The 21,267-nt window shown below is 65.7% G+C and carries 17 protein-coding genes; 3 read left to right on the top strand and 14 right to left on the bottom strand.

The features are described 5' to 3' along the window. The first annotated feature begins 269 nt into the window (after positions 1-269). Entirely contained in the window at positions 270-992 is a 723-nt protein-coding gene (locus WS75_RS09410; protein WP_059680234.1) for a GntR family transcriptional regulator, read from the top strand. A gap of 30 nt (positions 993-1,022) precedes the next feature. Here WS75_RS09410 and WS75_RS09405 read toward each other — a convergent pair whose 3' ends face one another. The 11 genes from WS75_RS09405 to WS75_RS09355 form a co-directional block, all read right to left on the bottom strand. Next, on the bottom strand, positions 1,023-4,502 hold the full coding sequence (locus WS75_RS09405; protein ID WP_218919267.1) for an indolepyruvate ferredoxin oxidoreductase family protein: 3,480 nt from the start codon (positions 4,500-4,502) through the stop codon (positions 1,023-1,025). Between the two features lie 56 nt (positions 4,503-4,558). Further along, positions 4,559-5,278 (bottom strand): ABC transporter ATP-binding protein, encoded by a 720-nt coding sequence (locus tag WS75_RS09400; protein ID WP_059680233.1) that lies wholly within the window; start codon positions 5,276-5,278, stop codon positions 4,559-4,561. Beyond that, positions 5,275-6,066, bottom strand: a complete 792-nt coding sequence (locus WS75_RS09395) for an ABC transporter ATP-binding protein (protein ID WP_059680232.1) — start codon at positions 6,064-6,066, stop codon at positions 5,275-5,277. Before WS75_RS09395 ends, WS75_RS09400 begins: the two co-directional genes overlap by 4 nt. Continuing rightward, entirely contained in the window at positions 6,063-6,950 is an 888-nt protein-coding gene (locus WS75_RS09390) for a branched-chain amino acid ABC transporter permease (protein WP_059680231.1), read from the bottom strand. The genes WS75_RS09395 and WS75_RS09390 overlap by 4 nt, the downstream gene beginning before the upstream one ends. Beyond that, positions 6,943-7,836 (bottom strand): branched-chain amino acid ABC transporter permease, encoded by an 894-nt coding sequence (locus tag WS75_RS09385; protein WP_059680230.1) that lies wholly within the window; start codon positions 7,834-7,836, stop codon positions 6,943-6,945. Before WS75_RS09385 ends, WS75_RS09390 begins: the two co-directional genes overlap by 8 nt. 43 nt (positions 7,837-7,879) lie before the next feature. Continuing rightward, the gene (locus WS75_RS09380; RefSeq protein ID WP_059680229.1) at positions 7,880-8,980 is read right to left on the bottom strand and encodes an ABC transporter substrate-binding protein; all 1,101 of its coding nucleotides are present in this window, start codon (positions 8,978-8,980) and stop codon (positions 7,880-7,882) included. A 380-nt stretch (positions 8,981-9,360) separates the two neighbouring features. Next, complete coding sequence (gene trhA, locus WS75_RS09375) at positions 9,361-9,981, bottom strand: PAQR family membrane homeostasis protein TrhA (protein ID WP_059680228.1); 621 nt, start codon at positions 9,979-9,981, stop codon at positions 9,361-9,363. Between the two features lie 215 nt (positions 9,982-10,196). Further along, positions 10,197-10,403 carry a YbdD/YjiX family protein gene (locus tag WS75_RS09370; RefSeq protein WP_059598899.1) on the bottom strand — a complete coding sequence of 69 codons (207 nt, stop codon included), beginning with the start codon at positions 10,401-10,403 and terminating at the stop codon, positions 10,197-10,199. 12 nt (positions 10,404-10,415) lie between these two features. Further along, a complete protein-coding gene (locus WS75_RS09365) occupies positions 10,416-12,494 on the bottom strand; it encodes a carbon starvation CstA family protein (protein ID WP_059528858.1) in 2,079 nt (692 codons plus the stop codon). A gap of 282 nt (positions 12,495-12,776) precedes the next feature. Next, a complete protein-coding gene (locus WS75_RS09360) occupies positions 12,777-13,205 on the bottom strand; it encodes a PRC-barrel domain-containing protein (RefSeq protein ID WP_059680227.1) in 429 nt (142 codons plus the stop codon). 292 nt (positions 13,206-13,497) lie between these two features. Beyond that, complete coding sequence (locus WS75_RS09355) at positions 13,498-14,175, bottom strand: response regulator transcription factor (protein WP_306453401.1); 678 nt, start codon at positions 14,173-14,175, stop codon at positions 13,498-13,500. Positions 14,176-14,571: 396 nt separating this feature from the next. On the opposite strand from WS75_RS09355, the gene WS75_RS34885 reads away from it, so the two are divergent. Beyond that, positions 14,572-14,820 carry a hypothetical protein gene (locus WS75_RS34885; RefSeq protein ID WP_059680225.1) on the top strand — a complete coding sequence of 83 codons (249 nt, stop codon included), beginning with the start codon at positions 14,572-14,574 and terminating at the stop codon, positions 14,818-14,820. 443 nt (positions 14,821-15,263) lie between these two features. Here WS75_RS34885 and WS75_RS09345 read toward each other — a convergent pair whose 3' ends face one another. The 3 genes from WS75_RS09345 to WS75_RS09335 all read right to left on the bottom strand — a co-directional run bounded on the left by WS75_RS09345 (position 15,264) and on the right by WS75_RS09335 (position 20,739). Beyond that, positions 15,264-17,498 carry an ATP-binding protein gene (locus WS75_RS09345; protein WP_306453400.1) on the bottom strand — a complete coding sequence of 745 codons (2,235 nt, stop codon included), beginning with the start codon at positions 17,496-17,498 and terminating at the stop codon, positions 15,264-15,266. Positions 17,499-18,134: 636 nt separating this feature from the next. Further along, positions 18,135-19,265 (bottom strand): 3-deoxy-7-phosphoheptulonate synthase, encoded by a 1,131-nt coding sequence (locus WS75_RS09340; RefSeq protein ID WP_059680224.1) that lies wholly within the window; start codon positions 19,263-19,265, stop codon positions 18,135-18,137. Positions 19,266-19,431: 166 nt separating this feature from the next. Continuing rightward, positions 19,432-20,739: a lipase family protein gene (locus tag WS75_RS09335; protein WP_059680223.1), complete on the bottom strand. Its 1,308-nt coding sequence runs from the start codon at positions 20,737-20,739 to the stop codon at positions 19,432-19,434. A gap of 168 nt (positions 20,740-20,907) precedes the next feature. Between WS75_RS09335 and WS75_RS31760 the strand changes: the two genes are divergently transcribed. Continuing rightward, positions 20,908-21,258 carry a hypothetical protein gene (locus WS75_RS31760; RefSeq protein WP_257129349.1) on the top strand — a complete coding sequence of 117 codons (351 nt, stop codon included), beginning with the start codon at positions 20,908-20,910 and terminating at the stop codon, positions 21,256-21,258. Positions 21,259-21,267 lie beyond the last annotated feature (9 nt).

The following is a 21,267-nucleotide window of genomic DNA, read 5'->3' as shown; positions in this document are numbered from 1 at the left end:
CGCTGTACGGGCCGCCGCACGCGGCACGCACGGGCTTACGCGCGCGGCAGTCGCCGATCGGCACTGCGGTAGAATACAAACATGCCGACACTTGTGAATCCGGTCCGCCCGAACGCTTCACGGTTCAGCAGTACGCCGCCCGGCCTGCCGGCGCGACGCAGACACGGCCGCGCCGCCGCGCAGCACGACGATCACGACGTACGCGCAGCGGCGATGGCGGCCAACCTTGAATGAACCGGCGCCGACGGCGCCCGAAGGAATTTCGGAACATGGCTGGCTATTCGTCATTGTTGCGCGACGCGCGGCCGCGCGTGCGCGAGACCAACGCTCCCAAGCGGGCCGGTCTGACGGTCAACGAGCTGTATGACCAGTTGAAGACCATGGCGGTCCTCTACACGATCCGCCCAGGCGAACGCATCAACGAACTCGAGCTCGCCGAAAGATTCCAGGTCAGCCGCACGCCGCTTCGCGAAGCGCTCAATCGGCTCGTCGCCGAAAACCTGCTGAATTTCGTCCCCAATCGCGGCTTCTTCATTCGTGAGCTCAACCGACAGGACATCTTCGACCTGTTCGAGCTGCGCCGCAGCATCGAGTCGTCGGCCGTGCAGCTGGCCGTCGAACGTGCCGATGCGAAGGACATCCGCGCATTGCGCAAGTTCTGGAAAGACGTGATGAAGAGCAAGGCCGCGGCCCCCGCGGCCGAGCTGGTCACGCGCGACGAGGAATTCCATGTCCGGCTCGTCGCGCTGTCGGGCAACAACGAAATGGTGCGGGCGCTGTACGCGATCAACGCGCGCATCCACTTCGTGCGCTGGGTCGATCTCGAACAACGCGGGCACGATGCGTTCGCCGAGCATCTGGCGATCCTCGACGCGATCGAGGCGCGCGACCTGAAGCGCTGCCGCGAACTGACCGAGACGCACATCACGTGGCGCATGGAAGAGATCACGAAAGTCGTCGATGCCGGCGTCGTGAAGCTTTATTCGCAATAACGCGACGCAACGCGCGGCTCGACGGCCGGCCTACGCAACCTCCTTCAGTTCGATGACGGCCGGCCGCGCCAGTTGCGCGACGGCGGCCTGCCACTCCGCGTCCACCGACCGGACGTTGCGCGCCTTCACGTGCCCGTATCCGCGGATCCTGTCCGCGATCGACGCCGCCCGCAACACGGCGGACAGATTGCGCGCGTTTCCGCAACGCACGATCTCGTCGATGGTTTGCTCGTAGCGGGCGATCAGGCCGCGCTCCATCCTGCGCTCCGCCGTGTGGCCGAACGGGTCGAACGGCGTACCGCGCAGGAACTTCAGCTTCGCGAGCAGCCGGAACGCCGGCAGCACCCATGCGCCGTATTCCCGCTTGCGCGGTTCGCCGGTCCGTTCGTCGCGGCCGGTCAGCAGCGGCGGCGCCAGATTGAACGCGATCCGGAAGTCGCCTTCGAACTGCTGCTTCAGGCGCTCGACAAATGCCGGCGACGCATGCAGCCGCGCGACCTCGTATTCATCCTTGTACGCGAGCAACCTGAAGTAGGCGCTCGCCACCGCGCGCGTCACCGCATCCTGTCGCGGCGACACGCGCCGCTCCCATTCACGGATCCGGTCCACCCCCGCGCGATAGCGCTGCGCATAGGCGGCATTCTGGTACGCGGTGAGGAACGCGACGCGGCGTTCGATCATCTCGTCGACCGTCGCGGAAATCCGCAGCGAATCGCGCGCGGGCAGTGCGGCGCCGGCTGTCTTGCGCAACGCGTCCGGGAACAACGCGATCCGCCGTCCCCACAGGAACGCTGCCTGATTCGACGACACGGCCGCGCCGTTCAGCTCGATCGCCGCATTGATCGCGTCCGCGCCAACCGGAATCAGCCCGCGCTGATATGCGTAGCCGAGCATGAACATGTTGCCGGCGAGGCTGTCGCCGAACAGGTCGCGCGCGTGCCCCGTCGCATCGACGAATTCGACCTGCGTATCGCCGACCGCATCGACGATGCCGGCGCGCAGGTCCGCCGCCGGAAACGCAAGATCGGGATGCCGCGTGAATTCGCCCGTCATCACTTCGTGCGTATTGACCAGCATGCGCGTGCGGCCGTTGCGGGTCGTTGCGAGCGTCTTGCGGCTGGCCGCCACCACCATGTCGCACCCCAGTACGACGTCCGCGCCGCCGGCCGCGATCCGGATCGCCTTGATCGCCGCCGGATGCTTGCCGAACCGCAGGTGCGACCATACCGAGCCGCCCTTCTGCGCGAGGCCGGCCATGTCGAGGATGCCGCAGCCCTTGCCTTCGAGATGCGCGGCCATGCCGAGGATCGCGCCGATCGTCACGACACCGGTGCCGCCGACGCCCGTCACGATCATCGAGAACGCACGCGCGTCGAGCGAAGGCAGTTCGGGCTCGGGCAGCGCGGGGAACGTCTGCGCATCGAGGCCGCCGGCGCCGGATTTGCGCAGTTTCCCGCCTTTCACCGTGACGAAACTCGGACAAAAGCCGTTATTGCACGTTTCGTCCTTGTTGCACGACGACGGATCGATCTCGCGCTTGCGCCCGAACTCGGTCTCGAGCGGCAGCAGCGACACGCAATTGGATTTCACGCCGCAGTCGCCGCATCCTTCGCATACGAGATCGTTGATCACCAGCCGCCGCGCCGGGTCGGGAAGCTGCCCGCGCTTGCGCCGCCGGCGCTTCTCGGCTGCGCAGGTCTGGTCGTAGACGAGCACGGTCACGCCCGGGATGTCGCGCAGCGTCTGCTGCACCGTCTGCAACGCGTCGCGATGATGCACGGTCACGCCCGGCGCCCAGCCCGCATCGGCCGGATACTTCGACGGGTCGTCCGACACGACCGCGATCCGGCGCACGCCTTCCGCATGGACCTGCGCGGTGATCGCCGCCGGGCTCAGGCTGCCGTCGTGCCGCTGCCCGCCCGTCATCGCGACCGCGTCGTTGTAGAGGATCTTGAACGTGATGTTCGTGCCCGCCGCGAGCGCGGCCCGCACCGCGAGCAGCCCCGAATGGAAATACGTGCCGTCGCCCATGTTCTGGAACATGTGCGTGCGCGTCGAAAACGGCGCTTCGCCGACCCACGCCATGCCCTCCGCACCCATCTGCGTATAGCCGAGTGTGCTGCGGTCCATCGTCTGCGCCATCCAGCTGCAGCCGATGCCGGCGTATGCCTTGCTGCCCGGCGGAATCACCGTCGACGTGTTGTGCGGGCAGCCGCTGCAAAAGTAGAAGCTGCGCTGCATCGCCTCGGGCGCGAGCGCAATCTGGCTCAGCGCCGTCAGGAACGCGACCCGCTCCGCGATCGCGTGGTCGCCGGCAAGATGCGCAATGCGCTGCCCGAGCGCGATCGCGATCTGCACCGAGTTGAGCGACATCTCCACTGGAAACAGCTTTCCGCCCCGTTCGTCGCGCTTGCCGATCACCGCGGGCGCGTCCGGCATCCCGTAGAGGCAGTCCTTGATCTGCGATTCGAGCAGGCTGCGCTTTTCCTCGATCACGATCAGCAGTTCCAGCCCGCCGGCGAATTCGCGCAGCGATTCCGGTTCGAGCGGCCACGTGCACGCGACCTTGTAGATCGCGACGCCCAGCGCCGCCAGCGCCGTTTCCGACAATTCCAGGTCGTCGATCGCCTGCAGCAGGTCGAGATAGCTCTTGCCGTGCGTGACGATGCCGATGCGCGGGCGCGCATTGCCGAGCACGACCCGGTCGAGCCGGTTCGCGCGAACGAACGCACGCACGGCGTCGAGCTTGTGGTTGTGCAGCCGGTATTCCTGTTCCTGCGGCGTATCCGGCTGCCGCAGGTTCAGCCCGCCGGGCGGCATCGCTACGTCGTCGGGCAGCACGATGTCGACGCGCGCCGGGTCAACGTCGACCACCGCCGACGCATCGGCCGTGTCCTTCACGCATTTCAGGCCGACCCAGCATCCCGAGTAGCGCGACAGCGCCCAGCCGATCAGCCCGTAGTCGAGCACCTCCTGGACGCCGCACGGGCTGAGGATCGGAATCGACGCGTCGACCAGCGCCAGTTCCGACTGATGGCAGGTCGTCGACGATTCGCAGGTGTGGTCGTCGCCCGTCAGCACGAGCACGCCGCCGTGCTTCGAACTGCCGGCGAGGTTCGCATGCCGGAACGCGTCGCCGCTGCGGTCGACGCCCGGCCCCTTGCCGTACCAGATCGCGAAGACGCCGTCGTATTTGCCGTCGCCACCCACTTCCGCCTGCTGCGTGCCCCACACGGCCGTCGCGGCCAGATCCTCGTTCACGCCGGGCACGAAGACGACGTTGGCCGCGTCAAGGAATCGCCTCGCCTTGCCGAGCTCTCCGTCGTACGTGCCGAGCGGCGACCCGCGATAGCCCGAGATATAGCCGGCGGTATCGAGCCCCGCGTCGCGGTCGCGACGATGCTGCATCAACGGCAGCCGGACGAGGGCCTGGACGCCGGTGAGAAAGATCCGGCCCGTGTCGAGCGCATATTTGTCGTCGAGGGTCACTTTTCGCAATGCCACGTTCACTCCTTCGCGCGGGGCCGCGCATCGCGCCGCCCTGGTCGTCTCGTTCCGGATACCGGTCAATGGGTTCGCCCGCCGAGGTAGAGCCGGCGCATCTCGTCGCTCGCGAGCAGATCGGCGGCCGTGCCTTCGAGCGCGACCTGCCCCATCGACAGCACGTATGCGCGATCCGAGATGCGCAGCGCTTCCGTCGCGTTCTGCTCCACCATCAGCACGCCGACGTGCTCGGTATCGCGCAACGCGACGATCGCGTCGAAGACTTCCGACAGCATCTTCGGCGACAGGCCGGCGGACGGTTCGTCGAGGAGCAGGAAGCGCGGACGCGGCATCAGCGCGCGGGCGAGCGACAGAATCTGGCGCTCGCCGCCGGACAGGCTCGACGCGCGCGCCGACGCTTTCCGCGCGAGCACGGGATACGCGGCATGCAACTGCTCGAGCCGCAGCCGCCGGTCGCGTTCCGGCATGAACTGCCCGCCCAGCGCGAGGTTTTCGCGGACGGACAGCGTGCCGAACACGTTGTCCGTCTGCGGCACGAAGCCGATGCCGTGCCGGCGGATCTTCCTGAAGACCGGCACCTGCCCGAGATCCGCGTCGTCCAGCGAAACCGAGCCCTGCCTCGGCAACAGGTAGCCGGCGATGGTCTTCAGCAGCGTCGACTTGCCGCATCCGTTCGGGCCGAGGATGGTCACGATTTCGAGTGGCCTGGCGTCGATCGAGATGCCGCGCAGAATGTCGACGTCACGCGAATAGCCGGCTACGACGTTGTTGACCGAAATCATGCTGGGGTCCCCGCTGCCTGATGGTTCAACGGACTTTTCCTGCCGAGATACGCTTCGACGACGCTCTCGTGGCTTTCGAGCTCGGCGGGCAGGCAGTCCGCGACGGTCCTGCCCTTGTCCAGCACGACGCACCGGCTGCACGTCTCGGCGATGAAGTGCATGTCGTGTTCGATGATGACCAGCGTGACGCCTTGCCCGTTGATTCGCTTCAGCGTGGTGACGAGTTCCGCGCGCAGGTTCGGATGCACGCCGGCCATCGGCTCGTCCAGCAACAGCAACGTCGGGTGTCCCATCAGCGCGCACGCGATCCCGAGCAGTTTCTTCTGTCCGCCCGAGATCGACGCGGCAGGCAGATCGGCAACCTTCGTCAGCAGCAGTTCGTCGAGCAGGTGCGCGGCGCGCTCGCGCGTTTCCCGTTCAATCCGGCGCGTCGCGCCCCATCCCGCCAGCGTGCTCATCAGGCCGTGCGCGCGCACCGACGCCGCCATCACGGTTTCCATCACCGTCATCCGCGCGGGCATCGACGGGAGCTGGAACGTGCGGCGCACGCCGCGTTCCGCGATGCGGTGCGCGGCGAGACCGTTGACCGCCGCGCCGTCGATCTCGATCACGCCGCGCTCGATCGCGCAGTAGCCGGTGATCGCATTGAGCACCGTACTCTTGCCACAGCCGTTCGGCCCGAGCAGCCCGACGATCTCGCCGGCGTATACCTGAAAATTCAGCCCAGTGAGCACGTGATTGCCCCCGAACGACTTGCAGACGTCATGCAGACGGAGAATCGCGCTCATCGTGGGCTCCGGATCCGTTCGGGAATCATGCCGCCGGGACGCAGCAGCAGGCAGGCCAGCAGCGCGCAGCCGATCGTGCCGACGCGCACCGCACCGGCGATGTCGCTGCCGATGTCGAAATAGTCCTTCGCGAACGGCACGGCGCTGTAGATCGCCTCGACGAGCAACGCGCCGAGCACGACGCCGCGGCTGTTGCCGAGCCCGCCGATCATCACCATCGTCCAGACCGCGAACGTCTCGGACGCGAGCATGTAGTCCGGGCCCACGAAGCTCATGTAGTGCGCGAGCAGCGAACCGCCGATCGATGCGACGGCCGCGCCGGCCATCGTCGCCTTGATCTTGAGCGGCAGCAGCCGGTAGCCGAAACTCGTCGCGAGCGCCGGCTCCTCCCGCATCAGCCGGATGGCTCGCCCGAACCGGCCTTGCGACAGCCGCGCGTATAGCAGATACGCGGCCGCGGTCATGGCCAGCGCCAGCGCGAAGAACGCGAGATCGCCGCCCGCGTCGGTGCGCGCCGGGAACAGCGGACGCACGCCGCTGATGCCTTGTGCGCCGCCGGTCAGCCAGTCTTCGTTCAGCGCGACGGTCCGGATCAGCTCGGCGACCGCGAGCGTCGCGATCGCCCAGTAATCCGCCGCGAGATTGCGGCCCAGGCCGGCCATCGCGCATCCGATCGCCATCGCAGCCACGACGCCGATCGCGATTCCGACCGGCGCCGGATAACCGTGCGACGACAGGATCGCCGACGCGTACGCGCCGATCCCCGCGAACACGACGAATCCGAAATTGAGCAGGCCGGCGAACCCGGCCTGGAAATTCAGGCCGAGCGCGAGCAGCGCGTAGATGCAGCCGAGCGTGGCCACGTGCAGGACGAAGCTAGACACGGCGGACCTCCCGGTCGAAGATGCCGTACGGCTTGAACAACAGCGCGACGAGCAGGATCACGAACGATGCGGCGCTGACGTACGTGACGGGCACATAGACGTCCGAGCCGCCGACCACCCAGCCGAAATCGACGTTCGTCACGAGCGTTTCCGCGATCGAGATCAGCAGCGCGCCGGCCGCCGCGCCGAGCGGATTGCCAAGCCCGCCGAGGATCGCCGCGGCAAACACGGGCAGCAGCAAATTGCTGCCGAGCCCGACGTGCACCGTCTCCGTCAGCCCGAGCATGGTCCCGCCGAGTGCGGCCAGCACGCCGCTCAGGAACGTGATCCCGTTCAGCACGCGCGCGCCGTCGACGCCGGTCGCGGCGGCGAGCGCGGGATTCGACGACATCGCCCGCATCGATCGACCGACGTTCGTGCGGAACAGCAGCACCGCGAGCAGCCCGATGCAGCCGACCCCGCACGCGATCGACGTCAGCTGGTCGATCGAGATGACGGTCGACCCGACCTGCAGCGGGCTCGACAGCGTCGGTGCGTACCGCCACGGCCGCGAACCCGCGACGCCGAGGACGACCGCGATCAGGATCATCGAGATCGCGAGCGAGCCGATCATCGCGATCGAGCTGCCGGAGCGCAGCAGCCGCCGGAACACCAGCGTGTTCAGGACGACCGCGAGCAGCCCGACGCCGGCGCAGGAACCCGCCAGCGCGAGCGCGAACGGCAGGCCGGCCCGCGTCAGCCCGAGCGTGGCAAACGCGCCGAGCATCGCGTACTGGACGTGCGCGACGTTCGGAAACCGCACGAGCGAGTAGACGACGCTCAGCCCGACCGCGACGAGCATGATGTCGGACGTCCGGATCAGCACGTCGACGAGGAATTGCAGCATGGCAATGCTCCTGGCGCCGCCGGCGCGGCGGCGCGGCTGACCTTTATCGGGACACGACCTTGATATCGAAGCGGACCTTGTCGTACGGCTGTTCCCGGCGCTGGCCGCCGGCATCGAACGCGATCGTGCCGGTCGCGCCGCTGTACGCGCCGAGCGCCCGCATGGCCGCGCGGATTTTTGCGGGATCGGTCGAACCGGCCTGGTTGATCGCGGCGGCCGCGACCATCACGCCGTCGTACGCATAGCTGCCGAACGACGACTTCGGCGCTTCGTTGTACTTCTGCCGATACGCGTCCTCGTACGACTTGCCGCCCTGACCGATCGACGCGACTTCAAGCCCCTCCTGCCCCTGCGCGGCCTGCGGCACCGTATCGCTCGTGCACATCGTCAGATAGATGCCATACCACTTCGTCTTGTTGAGCCCGAGCTCGTAGGCTTCGCGGTTGATCGTGGCCGCTTCCTGTCCGTATGCGCTGTATACGTACGCCTGCGGCCGGGAGCGGCTCATCTGCTGCAGCTCGCGGCGGTAGGTCGACTGCCCTTCGCTGTACAGCACGACCGACGACACCTTGCCGCCGAGCGCCTCGAAGCGCTTCCTGAATTCGGCCGCCACGCCCTGCCCGTACGAGTTGTTCGGCGCGATGAACGCGACGTCCTTCAGGTTCTGCGAAAACACGTCGGTCGCGGCGAAGCGCGCCGACAGATCGTCGAGGCCGATCACGCTGAACGACCCGTCGCCGATCTTGCGGATCTGCGGGCTCGACGAACCGATGTTGATATGCACGTCGCCCTGCTGGACCACGTATTCGCCGACCGGAATGGTGATGCCCGACGAGAATTCGCCGAGCACGACCGGGACCTTGTTGACGGACACCAGCTTGCGCGCGGCGCCGAGCGCGGTCGCGGCGACGCCGCCCGAGTCCTCCACGATCACCTGCAGCTTGCGTCCGAGCACGCCGTTGCGCGCATTGACCTGCGCAACCGCGAGTTCGATGCCGCGCCGCTGGTCGTCGCCGACCGATGCGCTCGCGCCGGTCAGCGGCAGCACGGCCCCGACCGAAACGGTCTGGGCAACCGACTTACCGACCGCCGCCGACAACACGGTCGCGGCAACACTGGCATACAGCACTTTCGCAAGCTTCATGGCATCACCTCTTCGCTCGGGATTTATAAACTACACAAGTGTCGACACATTAGCGCAAAAAAAAGGAAGTCAATAAAGTCATTCGGACATGAAACGGTATCGCGCGGCCCGTGTGCATCGCGCCAGCCCGCACCGCGACATGCCGGAGCCCGGTTCGCCGCCAGCGGCGCGGCCGCCCGGCCAAGCCTGATTGCGGCCGCGGCGTCGCCCTGCCTGATCGGGTCTGGTTCGACGCGCCAACCGGGTTCGACCTGATCGAACATCGTCAGGCTATCAGAGTGTCGACACTTTTGTATTCTAGTTTTCCCCGATCCGGAGCAACGCGCGCGCCGCAACGCCACGGAACGGATCGCCGTCACCCGGCCGGCGCCGCACCCCGCTCACGCGACATACATCGCCACGCTGACGAACTGGCACAGGCTCCCCGCCAGCACGAACAGATGCCAGATCCCGTGCCCGTGGCGGATGCGTTCGTCGTTGATGAAGAAGTAGATGCCGACGCTGTAGATCAGGCCGCCGGCCACCAGCCATGCGGTTCCCACCGGCGGCAACGCATGGATCAGCGGGCGGATCGCGACCAGTGCGAGCCAGCCCATCAGCACGTACAGGATCATCGACAGCAGCCGCGTGCGCCGTCCGAGCGTCAGCTCCTGCACGATGCCGAATGCGGCCAGCCCCCAGCTCACGCCGAACAGCGACCAGCCCCACGGGCCGCGCAGCGTCACCAGCGTAAACGGCGTATAGCTGCCGGCGATCAGCAGATAGATCGCCGAATGGTCGCACTTCTGCAGGATCGCCTTCAGGCGCGGGTTGCGCACGCTGTGATACGCCGTCGAGATCCCGTAGAGCAGGATCAGCATCGCACCGTACACGCTGAAGCTCACGATCTTGTAGGGATCGCGGTCGAGCGCGCCCATCGTCACCAGCGCGACCAGCCCTGCCACCGACAACACCGCGCCGACGAGATGGGAAATGCTGTTGAAACGCTCACCGACATGCACGACGGGTTCTCCTGCGCGGATTCTTCGGGAAAAAATGATGCCTCATATGATACCGGCGCCCGGACTTTGCCGCGCTGCACGACGTCAAACGCCGCCGTGACGGGCGCCTCGCGCATCCCGCACCGGCCCGCCAAAGAAAAAGCGCCGCGAATGCCTTCGCGGCGCTTCCCGGTCCGTCAACGGACCGCCTCACCGGCCGGCTGCGCCGGCACGGTTCAGCAACACTTCCCTGCCCCCGACCCGTACCGCGCGTTCTGACGCTCGCGGAAGAACGCCTCGTACGTCATGGGCTCGCGGTCCGGATGGGTTTCGCGCATGTGCGCGACATAGGTGTCGTAGTCGGGCAGGCCGACCATCAGCCGCAACGCCTGCCCGAGGTAACGCCCCGCACTGCGCAGGTCGCTGCCGAGATCGGTGAACATCGCGGCCTCCCGTTATCGTCCGCTGCCGAGCGCCTGCGCGGCCGGCATCGCTTCGTACGGCGTCTCGCGCACGGTCGGCTTCGACTCGCGACGCGCGCGCAGCACGGCGAGCAGGCCGTACCCCGCGATCGCCACGACGACGAAGATGAACAGGCCGGCCAGCGCCGCATCGATGTAGTCGTTGAAGATGATCCGTTTCATCTGCGCGATCGACTTCGCCGGCGCGAGCACCTTGCCTTCGTCCACCGCCGCCTGCAGCTTCGCCGCGTGCGCGAGGAAGCTGACCTTCGGATTCGAATCGAAGATCTTCTGCCAGCCGGCCGTCAGCGTGCAGATCAAGAGCCACGCGGTCGGCACGATCGTCACCCATGCGTAGCGCTCGCGCTTCATCTTGAACAGCACGACGGTGCCGAGCACCAGCGCGATCGCGGCGAGCATCTGGTTCGAGATCCCGAACAGCGGCCACAGCGTGTTGATGCCGCCGAGCGGATCGACCACGCCCTGATACAGGAAATAGCCCCACGCGGCCACGCACAGCGCGGTGGCGACGAGGTTCGCGGGCAGCGACTCGGTGCGCTTGAGCGCCGGGTGGAACGTGCCGAGCAGGTCCTGCAGCATGAAGCGGCCCGCGCGCGTGCCGGCATCGACGGCCGTCAGGATGAACAGCGCCTCGAACAGGATCGCGAAGTGATACCAGAACGCCATCATCGCTTCGCCGCCGATCACCTGGTGCAGGATGTGCGCCATGCCGACGGCCAGCGTCGGTGCGCCGCCCGCACGCGCGATGATCGTCGTTTCGCCGACGGCCTTCGCGGTCTGCGTGAGCATGTCGGGCGTCAGCACGAAGCCCCATTGCGTGACCGTGTTCGCGACAGCTTCAGGCGTCGAACCGAGCACCGCGGCCGGCGCGTTCATCGCGAAGTAGATGCCCGGCTCGATCACGCACGCGGCCACCAGCGCCATGATCGCGACGAACGATTCCATCAGCATCGCGCCGTAACCGATGAAGCGCGCGTTGGTTTCGTTGTCGATCAGCTTCGGCGTCGTGCCCGACGAGATCAGCGCATGGAAGCCCGACACGGCACCGCATGCGATCGTGATGAACAGGAACGGGAACAGGTTGCCCGACCACACGGGGCCCGTGCCGTCGACGAACTTCGTCAGCGCGGGCATCTTCAGTTCCGGCGCGACGACCAGGATCCCGATCGCGAGGCCGAGGATCGTGCCGATCTTCAGGAACGTCGACAGGTAGTCGCGCGGCGCGAGCAGCAGCCATACCGGCAGCACCGATGCGACGAAGCCGTAGCCGATCAGGATCCACGTAAGCTGCGTGCCGCTGAACGTGAACCATGCGGCGAGCGCCGGCGAATCGTGCACGGTCTGGCCGAACGCGATCGACGCCATCAGCAGCACGAAGCCGATGATCGACACTTCACCGATGCGGCCCGGACGGATGTAGCGCGTGTAGACGCCCATGAACAGCGCGATCGGAATCGTCGCGGCGACGGTGAACGTGCCCCACGGCGAATTCGTCAGCGCCTTCACGACGATCAGCGCGAGCACCGCGAGGATGATCACCATGATCAGGAATGCGCCGAACAGCGCGATCACGCCGGGCACCGTGCCGAGCTCCATCTTGACGAGGTCGCCGAGCGAGCGGCCATCGCGGCGCGTCGAGATGAACAGCACGATGAAGTCCTGCACCGCGCCGGCGAACACGACGCCGGCCAGGATCCACAGCATGCCGGGCGTGTAGCCCATCTGCGCGGCGAGCACCGGTCCGACGAGCGGCCCGGCGCCGGCGATCGCGGCGAAGTGATGGCCGAACAGCACGTACTTGTTGGTCGGCACGTAGTCTAGGCCGTCGTTGTGCCGGACGGCCGGCGTCATCCGCAGCCCGTCGAGCTGCATGACCTTGCTGGCGATGAAACGGCTGTAGAAGCGATATGCGATCAGATATACGCAGACTGCGGCGATCACGATCCAGAGGGCACTGACGCGCTCGCCGTGTGCAAGTGCGATCGTGCCGAACGCGAACGCGCCGAGCAGCGCGACCGCAATCCAGAGCAGGGTACTGGAAGCCCGATTCATGGCGTCTCCTGGTCTCCAATGTGTTTTTAAGTGGATCCGGCGAGGCGCCGGACCCGCGTGACGTCGATGCGTCGCGCCGCGTCTCGCGGAAGACACGGCGGTGGGCCGTAGTATTCCGCGCGACGGGGGAGGCTTACAAGCGCATAACTACGTATGCGCGGCTACGTAGAATTACGTAGCCGCATGACGAGAACTCGGGTTGCGGCCGTGATTGACCGACGCGCGGCCGGACACGCCCCGCGATTGGCCATGCCCGGCGCATTGCGCGCCGGGCCGTATGCATCAGTGCTTGTCGTCGAGCTTCTTCGGCTTCGGCGGCGACGGCACCTTCGCGTACTGGAACGCCGGCGTCGCCTTCAGCGCGTCCTTCGTCGCGCCCGGCAGGTAGATGTTGCCATTGCGCACGTCGAGCGATGCGATCGGCACCGCGACGTCATGCGCCGCAACGCCCAGGAAACCGCCGGCCGACACGATCGCGGCCGACACCGAGCCGTCAGGCGCGACGATCAGGTCGCGCACCGTGCCGACTTTCTGGTTCTGGTCGTTGTACACGGCCTTGCCGAGCACGCTCTTCTTCACGCTCCAGCCTTCGAGCAGCGCCTGCGATTGCTCGACGGTGACGCTGAGTGGCTGGGCGCCCGCGATCTGCGCATGAACGTTGATGCTCGATACGAGAACGGCGGCTGCGACGATTGTCTTGGTGAAAGCCATGCTGATTGCACTCCGGTTAGGTTGTTGTTGGTGCCGGGAGCGAAGCGGCGCGGGTGCGGTGGTGAATCGGTGAGCACCCCGCGCTTCGTCGATGCAGCAGCGGCCGGCCGCGCCGCCGCTGCGTGTGCGCGCAACGGGCCCGGATGGGCGCGTTGGGTAGCGCAACACGGGTCATGGTAGCGCCAGTCGCGAAGTGCTGCCATGAGGCTGCATTGCACAGCGGCGTGCGGAAATGAACGAAGATCAATGTCGGCGTAGAAAATGCCGGGCGAGATTCGGAATCAGACGACGCTCACTGTTTCTCGAGCAGCTTGCGGGACGCGAACAATTCGGCATCGCTGCGGATGCCGAGCTTGCGATACGCCGATTGCTTTTGCGCGCTGATCGTCTTGCGGCTGCGGGAAAATTTCAATGCGATATCGGATACCGACATGCCCGCCAGATAACAGCGCAGCACCTCATGCTCGCGCGGGCTCAGGCGCAGATCGGCGGATGATTCCGATTCGGCCGCCGGTGCGTCTTCGCTGACCGCCGGTTTCGCTGCCGCCACACTCTGGACAGGCGTCGCACTCGCCATCACCCTGCCTGCCAATTCGGCACTGATATACGAACGTCCCTCTGCGACCACACGGATTGCATGCACCAGTTCGCGAAGATTTTCGCTCTTGCCGAAGAAACCGAGCGCGCCTGCGCGCATGGTCATGTTGACGGTTGCGGGCGTATCGCTGCTCGACGTCATCAGGATCCTGCAATCCGGAAAGCGCGTACTCACCAGCTTGACGAGATTGAGGCCGTCGATCTCGTCTGGGCCCAGCGTGTAGTCGAGCAGCACGACGTCCGCGTGATTCGACTCGAGCCAGCTGATCAGGTCGCGCGACCTCGCAAAGCTCGCCGCCACTTCGATGCCGGTTCTCTCCGTCAAATAACTGGCGATCCCGTGCTGGACGACGGCATGGTCGTCCAGGATCACGACGCGGATCGGTTGGAGCTCTGGTCTCATTGCTACCCCTTTTCTTTCTGGCGATACGGCCATCAACGGTTGGCCCCTTCTTGCCATCGCAAACCGGAACGGATTATCCGGATTAGCTTACCGGCTTTCTGGATAATTTTTAACCCCGCCGGCTAAACAGCCTATGCGCGAGCAGTCGTGGCAGACACCATGCAATCTGATTCGGCAATCGTGGTCGCGACAGCATGGGGAATGGCCCGCGCGCCCCGTCTCCGCCACCAGAACGGCGTATGTCGCCGGGTGCTGGCGCGACCCGCAACGAATCGCCGACACCTTGGCGCTCGCGTCGTCGAAAGGCACTGTCGACACGTTGCTCTCGTCCGCGCCGCGTTGCGTTGACGCAACAGACCATCCGTGATGACGACCTCGCTCTGCGCATTTCTCACGTCACTGCGGCGCCTGATACAGATCATCCCACGTGCGAAGTTTACGCCTGAGGAGAAAGCATGGATCGCCGCGCATCTGGCCGTGCGCACCTATGTCGACACGCGTTGGCGTCCGTTCGAATTTCGCAAACGCGTGAAGGTCGTTGGTGTCTTGCCGTCATGGCTCGATGCAATTTCGCGAATCAGCGGACTGCGCTTCGAGTATGTCGACGACGCATGATGGAGCAATTCATACCAGGCTCCCATGTCGGGGGAGATCGACATGGCGCCGGGTGCGTCAAGAAGCGCCGACATCTCGCAATACCGCAGCGGCACCATTTGCCAGCCTGCCGTACTTCATCGGCACGATGGTCGTTGTCGCACCGGAGCGTTTGAATCTGTTCGTCGATTTTGAGAATCTGGCAGGCAGGCGAATCGCGATCAAGGGTGGCGGCGGGCTCGAATATGCGATCCGGCATGCCGGAGTGCCCGTGACCCTGTTGACTTGCGACGATGAACGCGACGCGCGTGCGGCCAGTCGCGCACGCGACACCGACGAGATTGCGCGTCAATGGATCGAAACGGCCGATTACGACAAGCCTGGCTTGCAATCGATCCTCCATTACCGTCGCTGGCAAGTCGCGGCGGCCGGCTCGCCGCCGCGTGAACGGCAGTGGACTGGGTCTATCGATCTGTCGCGAACGCGTCGACTTGATGAACGCCGTGGAGTTCGCGAAGCCGCGTTTCGGCTTGCAACGCGACATCGGCGATATCGCCCAGTTTGGTCAGATGCGACGCCCCCGCAATCCGGTGCGCGGCCCGTGCGGCTGCGGCGAAATCGCGCGATAGCAATCCGTTGACAAGGGCATCGAGATCCTTCGCCACTTCGCGGTCGTAGACCGCGCTGAGATCGGCGGGATGCGGCGCCGCCGGTTCAGTCTCGGCATACGCTGGGCACCACATTGCGATCAGCTCCCGCAACGTTTCGAGCCGCAGCGGCTTGCCCAGCACGCCGTTCATGCCGCTGTCGAAACAGCGCTCGCGATGCGCGTCGCCCGACACCGCCGAAATCGCGATGATCGGAACATGTCTGGCTTCGCGTGCCGACTCATCCTGACGGATCATCTTCGCGAGCGCGTAACCGTCGAAGTCCGGCAGATCGCCATCGAGCAGCACGAGGTCGACACGGCCGTGCGCCAGTTGACGCAGCGCATCCTCGCCGGTGCCGGCGACGATGCCGACGCAGCCGAGCTCGTCGCATTGCTGCTGCAGCGCCAACTGCACGGTTTCGTGATCGTCGACAATCAGGACGCGCGGCGAGTCAGGATGAGCGTGCCCGGGCTGTGCGTCGACCAGCACGGGCATCGCTGTGGCTGGCCGCACCGGCAACGGCTCGTCCACTGCCGTGACGGGCAATCGTACCGTCATCGTCGTTTCGACGTGCGGCAGGCTTTGGACGGTGATCGTGCCATGCATCAATGCGACCAGTTCACGGCAGATCGCGAGGCCAAGCCCGCTGCCGTTGACGTCCTGGTGAAGCGAGGCAGGCCCCTGCCAGTATGCGTCGAAGATGTGTTCGAGCCGCTCGGGCGCAATGCCGATGCCGGTATCGCGCACTTCGAGGGTCAGCGTGCCATTTTGCCCGTGGCGGCTCGACACATACTCGACGCGCAGCGTCACCGAGCCGGCGGATGTGAACTTGATTGCGTTGACGAGCAGATTCAGCACGATCTGGCGCACACGGACCGGATCGATTGAAACACGCACCGCCGGCGGACAAGCAAAGTCGAGCATCAGCTCCACCATCTTCTCGTCGGCACGCCAGCGCACCATGTCGACCGTATGCCGCGCCCACGACTCAAGCTCGACTGCCTGCATGGCAAGCCGGACCTTGCGCGATTCGAGGCGAGAATATTCGAGGATATCGTCGAGCAGCGTCAGAAGCGTCTCGGATGCCGAAATCGCCGCATCCGCGCGATTCGCCTGTTGGTCGGTCAACCGCGAGCGCTGAAGCAACTCCAGTGACGACAGGATCGTGTGCATCGGCGTGCGGATTTCGTGACTGACGAACGCGAGAAACGTCGCCTTGTCGCGCTCGCTGCGGATCGCGGCCATCCGCGACTTCCACGACAGGAATGCGAGCATCGCGAACGCCAGCAGCGCGGCGACAATCGCGACCACCTGGGGCGCCCGGTAATGCAGGATCGAACGGATCGTCGGCTTGCCGTAATCGGCCATCTCGACCCAGTCGCGTGTGAGTTCCGCCGTCTTGCTCACGGGAATGGCCGCGAGAGACTTGTCGATGATCGATGCGAGGATCGGCAGGTCTGCCCGCGTGAGCATCGCCAGCGATACGGGGCGGTCTGCAAGCATCCCCGACATGTAAAGCTGCCCGGGAAACTGCCGCTGCACGATCGGCAGCATCGTGACGTCGACGCCGAGCGCGGCATCGGCCTCGCCGTTGGCAACCGCGGCGAGCGCGAGTTCCTCGGTGTCGAACGTAAGCACGTCGAGTATCACGCCGCTGTTGCGCGTGAAATACTCGACCGCGCCTCGCCCCTTGATCGCGACACGCCGGCCTTCGAGCCGCTTCAGGTTGAAGATCATCGCGGAGTCGTTGCGCGTGACGGCGGTCAGCCGCCCGACCAGGTAGGGCGCACTGACGAGCGCACCGGCGCCGACGCGGTCCGGCACCAGCTCGCGCCACACGCCCGGCAGCAGATCGACCTTGTGCGTTGCAAGCGCAGCGTACGCGTGCCCCCATTCCGTGCCCGGCACTGTCTCGAACGTCAGCCCGGTCATTTTCGAGATTGCGTTCAGATACCCAGCGACAAGGCCGGCATGGTTGCCGTTGCGCATGTATTCGATCGGATGCCAGTTCGCCTCGACTGCGATATTGACAACCGGGTGCGCGCGCATCCACTGAAGCTCCTCGTCAGTGAAGGTGGGCTTCCAGCAGGCGGTCGCGCCGTTCGCAGGGAGCGACGAGGCAACGAGCAAAAGGAACATTGCGCGCAAGAGCAGGCGCGGTGCGGTGCGATACGCGATAAGACATCCTTCCATGTACGATGGGGCGGCCGGAGCAGGTGCATTGGAGACCATGCACGGCATGCGCCGTCGGTTGAGGTTTGCAGATGCGTCGACTCTATCCGACGATTCGCAAATCAGCCGTCGATCCAATCCTATTTCAGACAGATGCCTTAAGAATTTGCCTAAATTTTGCCGGCGGCAATCGGATTCGTATCAGCAGGATCGCCCACATCGCGGCCGCACGCGGCGCGGCGGCTCGGGCGCACGCGCCTGGCAATTTTCGCCGCGCCGGTGAGCGGTCGGCGCAACGGTCGCGGCACGACTGGACGTATTTCTCGCCGGCGTCGCCGCGATTCAAGTAATTCGGATGGATACCGCCGATGTGCGGCGTGACGCAGGCCGAACACGCGCACGAGAAGTCTCCGGGTGGCGCGGCATACGGGACACATGAAACAACTTGCTCGGCACCCGTCTCGTCGATGGGCCAACGATGACGGCGGCGGGCCTCAACCCGCCGCCGTGACCTCACGCATTGCGCGAATACACGCGCCGATGCCGCACCGCTTCCGCCAGCACGTCCAGCACCGGCTCCGTCTGCGTCCAGCTCAAACACGCATCCGTAATCGACACGCCATACTGCAACGGCACGCCGGGCTTCAGATCCTGACGCCCGGCCTCGAGATGACTCTCCACCATCACGCCGACGATCCGGTGCTCGCCCTGCGCCAGTTGCCGCGCAAGATCCTGCGCGACTTCGATCTGCCGCTCGTGCGACTTGTTCGAGTTCGCGTGCGAGCAATCGACCATCACCTGCTCGCGCAACCCGCTCTTGCGCAGCACCGCGCAGCTCGCCTCGACGTGCTCCGCGTCGTAGTTCGGCCCGTTCTTGCCGCCGCGCAGGATCACGTGCGCGTCGTCGTTGCCGCGCGTCTCGAAGATCGCGGCCATGCCCATCTTCGTCATCCCCATGAACGCGTGGCTCGCGCGCGCGGCGACGATCGCGTCCGACGCGACCTGCACGCCGCCGTCGGTGCCGTTCTTGAAGCCGATCGGGCAGCTGAGCCCCGACGCGAGCTGGCGATGACTCTGGCTCTCGGTCGTGCGCGCGCCGATCGCGCCCCACGCGATCAGGTCCGCGATGTACTGCGGGCTCAGCAGGTCGAGGAATTCGGTCGACGCCGGGAGGCCGAGCGCGTTGATGTCGAGCAGCAGTTGCCGCGCCGCGCGCAGCCCTTCGTTGATGCGGAAGCTGCCGTCCAGGCGCGGATCGTTGATGTAGCCCTTCCAGCCGACGGTCGTGCGCGGCTTCTCGAAGTACACGCGCATCGTGATCAGCAGGTCGTCCTTCAGCGCATCGGCGGCGGCCTTCAGGCGACGTGCGTAGTCGAGCGCCTGGTCGTGGTCGTGGATCGAGCACGGGCCGACGACGAGCAGCAGCCGGTCGTCGCGGCCGTGCAGGATGTCGCCGATCGCGCGGCGCGTGTCCTCGACGAGCGTCTGCGTGGCGGCCGGCACAGGCAGTTCATCCTGCAGCAGCGCGGGCGAGATCAGCGGGCGCACGGCGCCGATGCGGACGTCGTCGATACGCGTGGTGTCCTGCGTCGCGTCGGCGCTGCCTACCTCGCGATCGTGGGAAGGATTGTCGAGGTTCTGCATGGGGATTCTCCGGGGAGGTCTGGAATGATGTGCAGGCTCGATTATGGCACTCGCGCGTGGCGGCAACGAGGCGCGGCGGGGGAACGGCGACCGGCGTCAAGGCGCCGGATGAAAAAAGGCGATCCGCGAAGGATCGCCCGGCGATTGGTGTCGATGCGCGTGGCGGCTAGTGCAGCGTCTCGGGCGCGAGCGAATTGCTCGGCAACAATGCCGTCAGTGCGCAATTGCTCGGTGCTGCCTTGCCGCCGAAGCGGTCGTAGAGCCAGGGCAGGATTCCCGCCACCCAAGGCGCGATCGCGCCCGCATGTTCGAGCGGATATTCGGTGTACACGACCGGTACGCCGCTGGCACAGAATTTCTGCGCCAGCGCGCGTACATCGTACGCGAGCATCACGCCGTCGCCCACCTGGCTGCCGAAGGTGCCGTCGAGCACGCCGGCCGTGCCCTGACCGATATACATCGGAATCGTCGGCGACGCGGCCAGCCCGGCGTTCACCTTGTTCGCGTAGGTCACGTACGCCGGAATGCTGTTGATGTCGTTCGCGTATCGCGGTTTGAACAGCGTCGCCCAATGCAGCCCCGTATACTTCGGCAGGATATAGGCGAGCGACTGATTCTGGATGTCGTTGAACACGGCGACGCCGCTGTCGCTCAGATACGGCGTCAGATCGAAACCGAAGCCGCGCGACAGCCCGGCGAGCGCAGCCGCCGCGACGCCGCCCCAGACGATGCTGCCGTCGACGTAGCGCAGGTTGTGCGCGGGATCGACCAGCACGCCGCCCTCGGCCGCGCCGACGAGTTGCTTGTTGACGTCCGGCGCATAGCTCGGCGCGAGTTGCGCGGCCCAGTTCGTCGCGATCGCACCGCCGGAATAGCCGATCATCGCGACCTTGCTGGTCGGCGCAAGGCCCGTCGACGGCGTGTTGAGCGCCGCGCGGATCGAATCGAGCGTCGTCATTCCGTATTCGGGGCCGGCGGCGAAGTCCGCCGTCTGGCCTTCCGTATCGGGCACGATCACGTTGTAGCCGAGCAGCAGCAGCGTCGACAGCGGGATCGATTCCGCGCTGTAGAGCAAGGTGCCGACGTTGATGATCTTCGTGACGTCGCGATCGCCGGCGATCACCTGCGACGGTTCGTCGTAAGGATTCAGCGAGTCGTAGGCCGACTGGTACGAGATCGCCCGGCCGTTGCTGACCGGGCTCCGGATCACCGACGTCACGTTGACGACCGGCCGGTTCTGCGCGTCGTTGGTGCGATACAGCAACTGCTGGGCGGTCAACGCCGTCGGCATTCCGGCCACGTGATAGGTGACGGTGCGCGAGTTGAGCACCGTGCCGGGCGGGATCGATTTCAACGGCGTGGCGCCCGTATACGTGTAGAACGGGTCGGTCACGGTGGCTGCGCCGGCGTGAACCGACGACGTGGTGACGGCCAGCACGGCGGCCGCGATCGTCATCAAACGTTTGGAGGACATCGGAGTTGCCCCTGGGGATAACCTGCTTTTCATCGAGGAAGTTCGCTGTGTTGCGACTTGTCCGGATTGCGGCGTCAAGACGGGTTCCTGGCCATCGGTTGTCTCCTTTGAGTGAATTGTCCGTTCTGTTGTCGATATGTAATTTAGTAGGACTGCGAACCGGATGAATTGAAGCACAGCGAGAACGGAATCGATGCGGATTTCCCTTTGTTTGAAGGTAAACGCCTAAACCCGATCGCGACGATCGAAGCCGACGGTCACGACGAAGGCGTGCCGGCCGAAGCGAGGTGCCGTGCTTCCGGACGACCGGCGACAAACCCGTGCGCTTCGAGTTGCGCACGTATTTCGACGACGCGGTGGAAAATGGCCGACGGCAAGATCAACGGCGAATACGAAATGATGAGCCAGGGTGCGATCGTCTATTCGATGACGTACACCAATGCGCGCACCGGCAAGAAGATCGACTTCGCGTGGGCGCAGGACGTCGATGCGTCCGGGAAGACGGGATGCCGCTGGTAGCGCGGATGC

The sequence above is a fragment of the Burkholderia sp. FL-7-2-10-S1-D7 genome, assembly GCF_001524185.1.
GTDB lineage: Bacteria > Pseudomonadota > Gammaproteobacteria > Burkholderiales > Burkholderiaceae > Burkholderia > Burkholderia diffusa.
Note: the sequence above shows the minus strand (reverse complement) of the source record. Positions and strands in the feature narration are given on the sequence as shown.

Coding starts and splice junctions, on each gene's coding strand:
- WS75_RS09410 (WP_059680234.1), top strand. CDS start 270: ATGGCTGGCTATTCGTCATTGTTGCGCGACGCGCGGCCGCGCGTGCGC.
- WS75_RS09400 (WP_059680233.1), bottom strand. CDS start 5,278: ATGATTTCGGTCAACAACGTCGTAGCCGGCTATTCGCGTGACGTCGAC.
- WS75_RS09395 (WP_059680232.1), bottom strand. CDS start 6,066: ATGAGCGCGATTCTCCGTCTGCATGACGTCTGCAAGTCGTTCGGGGGC.
- WS75_RS09385 (WP_059680230.1), bottom strand. CDS start 7,836: ATGCTGCAATTCCTCGTCGACGTGCTGATCCGGACGTCCGACATCATG.
- WS75_RS09380 (WP_059680229.1), bottom strand. CDS start 8,980: ATGAAGCTTGCGAAAGTGCTGTATGCCAGTGTTGCCGCGACCGTGTTG.
- WS75_RS09370 (WP_059598899.1), bottom strand. CDS start 10,403: ATGTTCACCGATCTCGGCAGCGACCTGCGCAGTGCGGGGCGTTACCTC.
- WS75_RS09365 (WP_059528858.1), bottom strand. CDS start 12,494: ATGAATCGGGCTTCCAGTACCCTGCTCTGGATTGCGGTCGCGCTGCTC.
- WS75_RS09360 (WP_059680227.1), bottom strand. CDS start 13,205: ATGGCTTTCACCAAGACAATCGTCGCAGCCGCCGTTCTCGTATCGAGC.
- WS75_RS34885 (WP_059680225.1), top strand. CDS start 14,572: ATGACGACCTCGCTCTGCGCATTTCTCACGTCACTGCGGCGCCTGATA.
- WS75_RS09345 (WP_306453400.1), bottom strand. CDS start 17,498: ATGCGCGCGCACCCGGTTGTCAATATCGCAGTCGAGGCGAACTGGCAT.
- WS75_RS09340 (WP_059680224.1), bottom strand. CDS start 19,265: ATGCAGAACCTCGACAATCCTTCCCACGATCGCGAGGTAGGCAGCGCC.
- WS75_RS09335 (WP_059680223.1), bottom strand. CDS start 20,739: ATGTCCTCCAAACGTTTGATGACGATCGCGGCCGCCGTGCTGGCCGTC.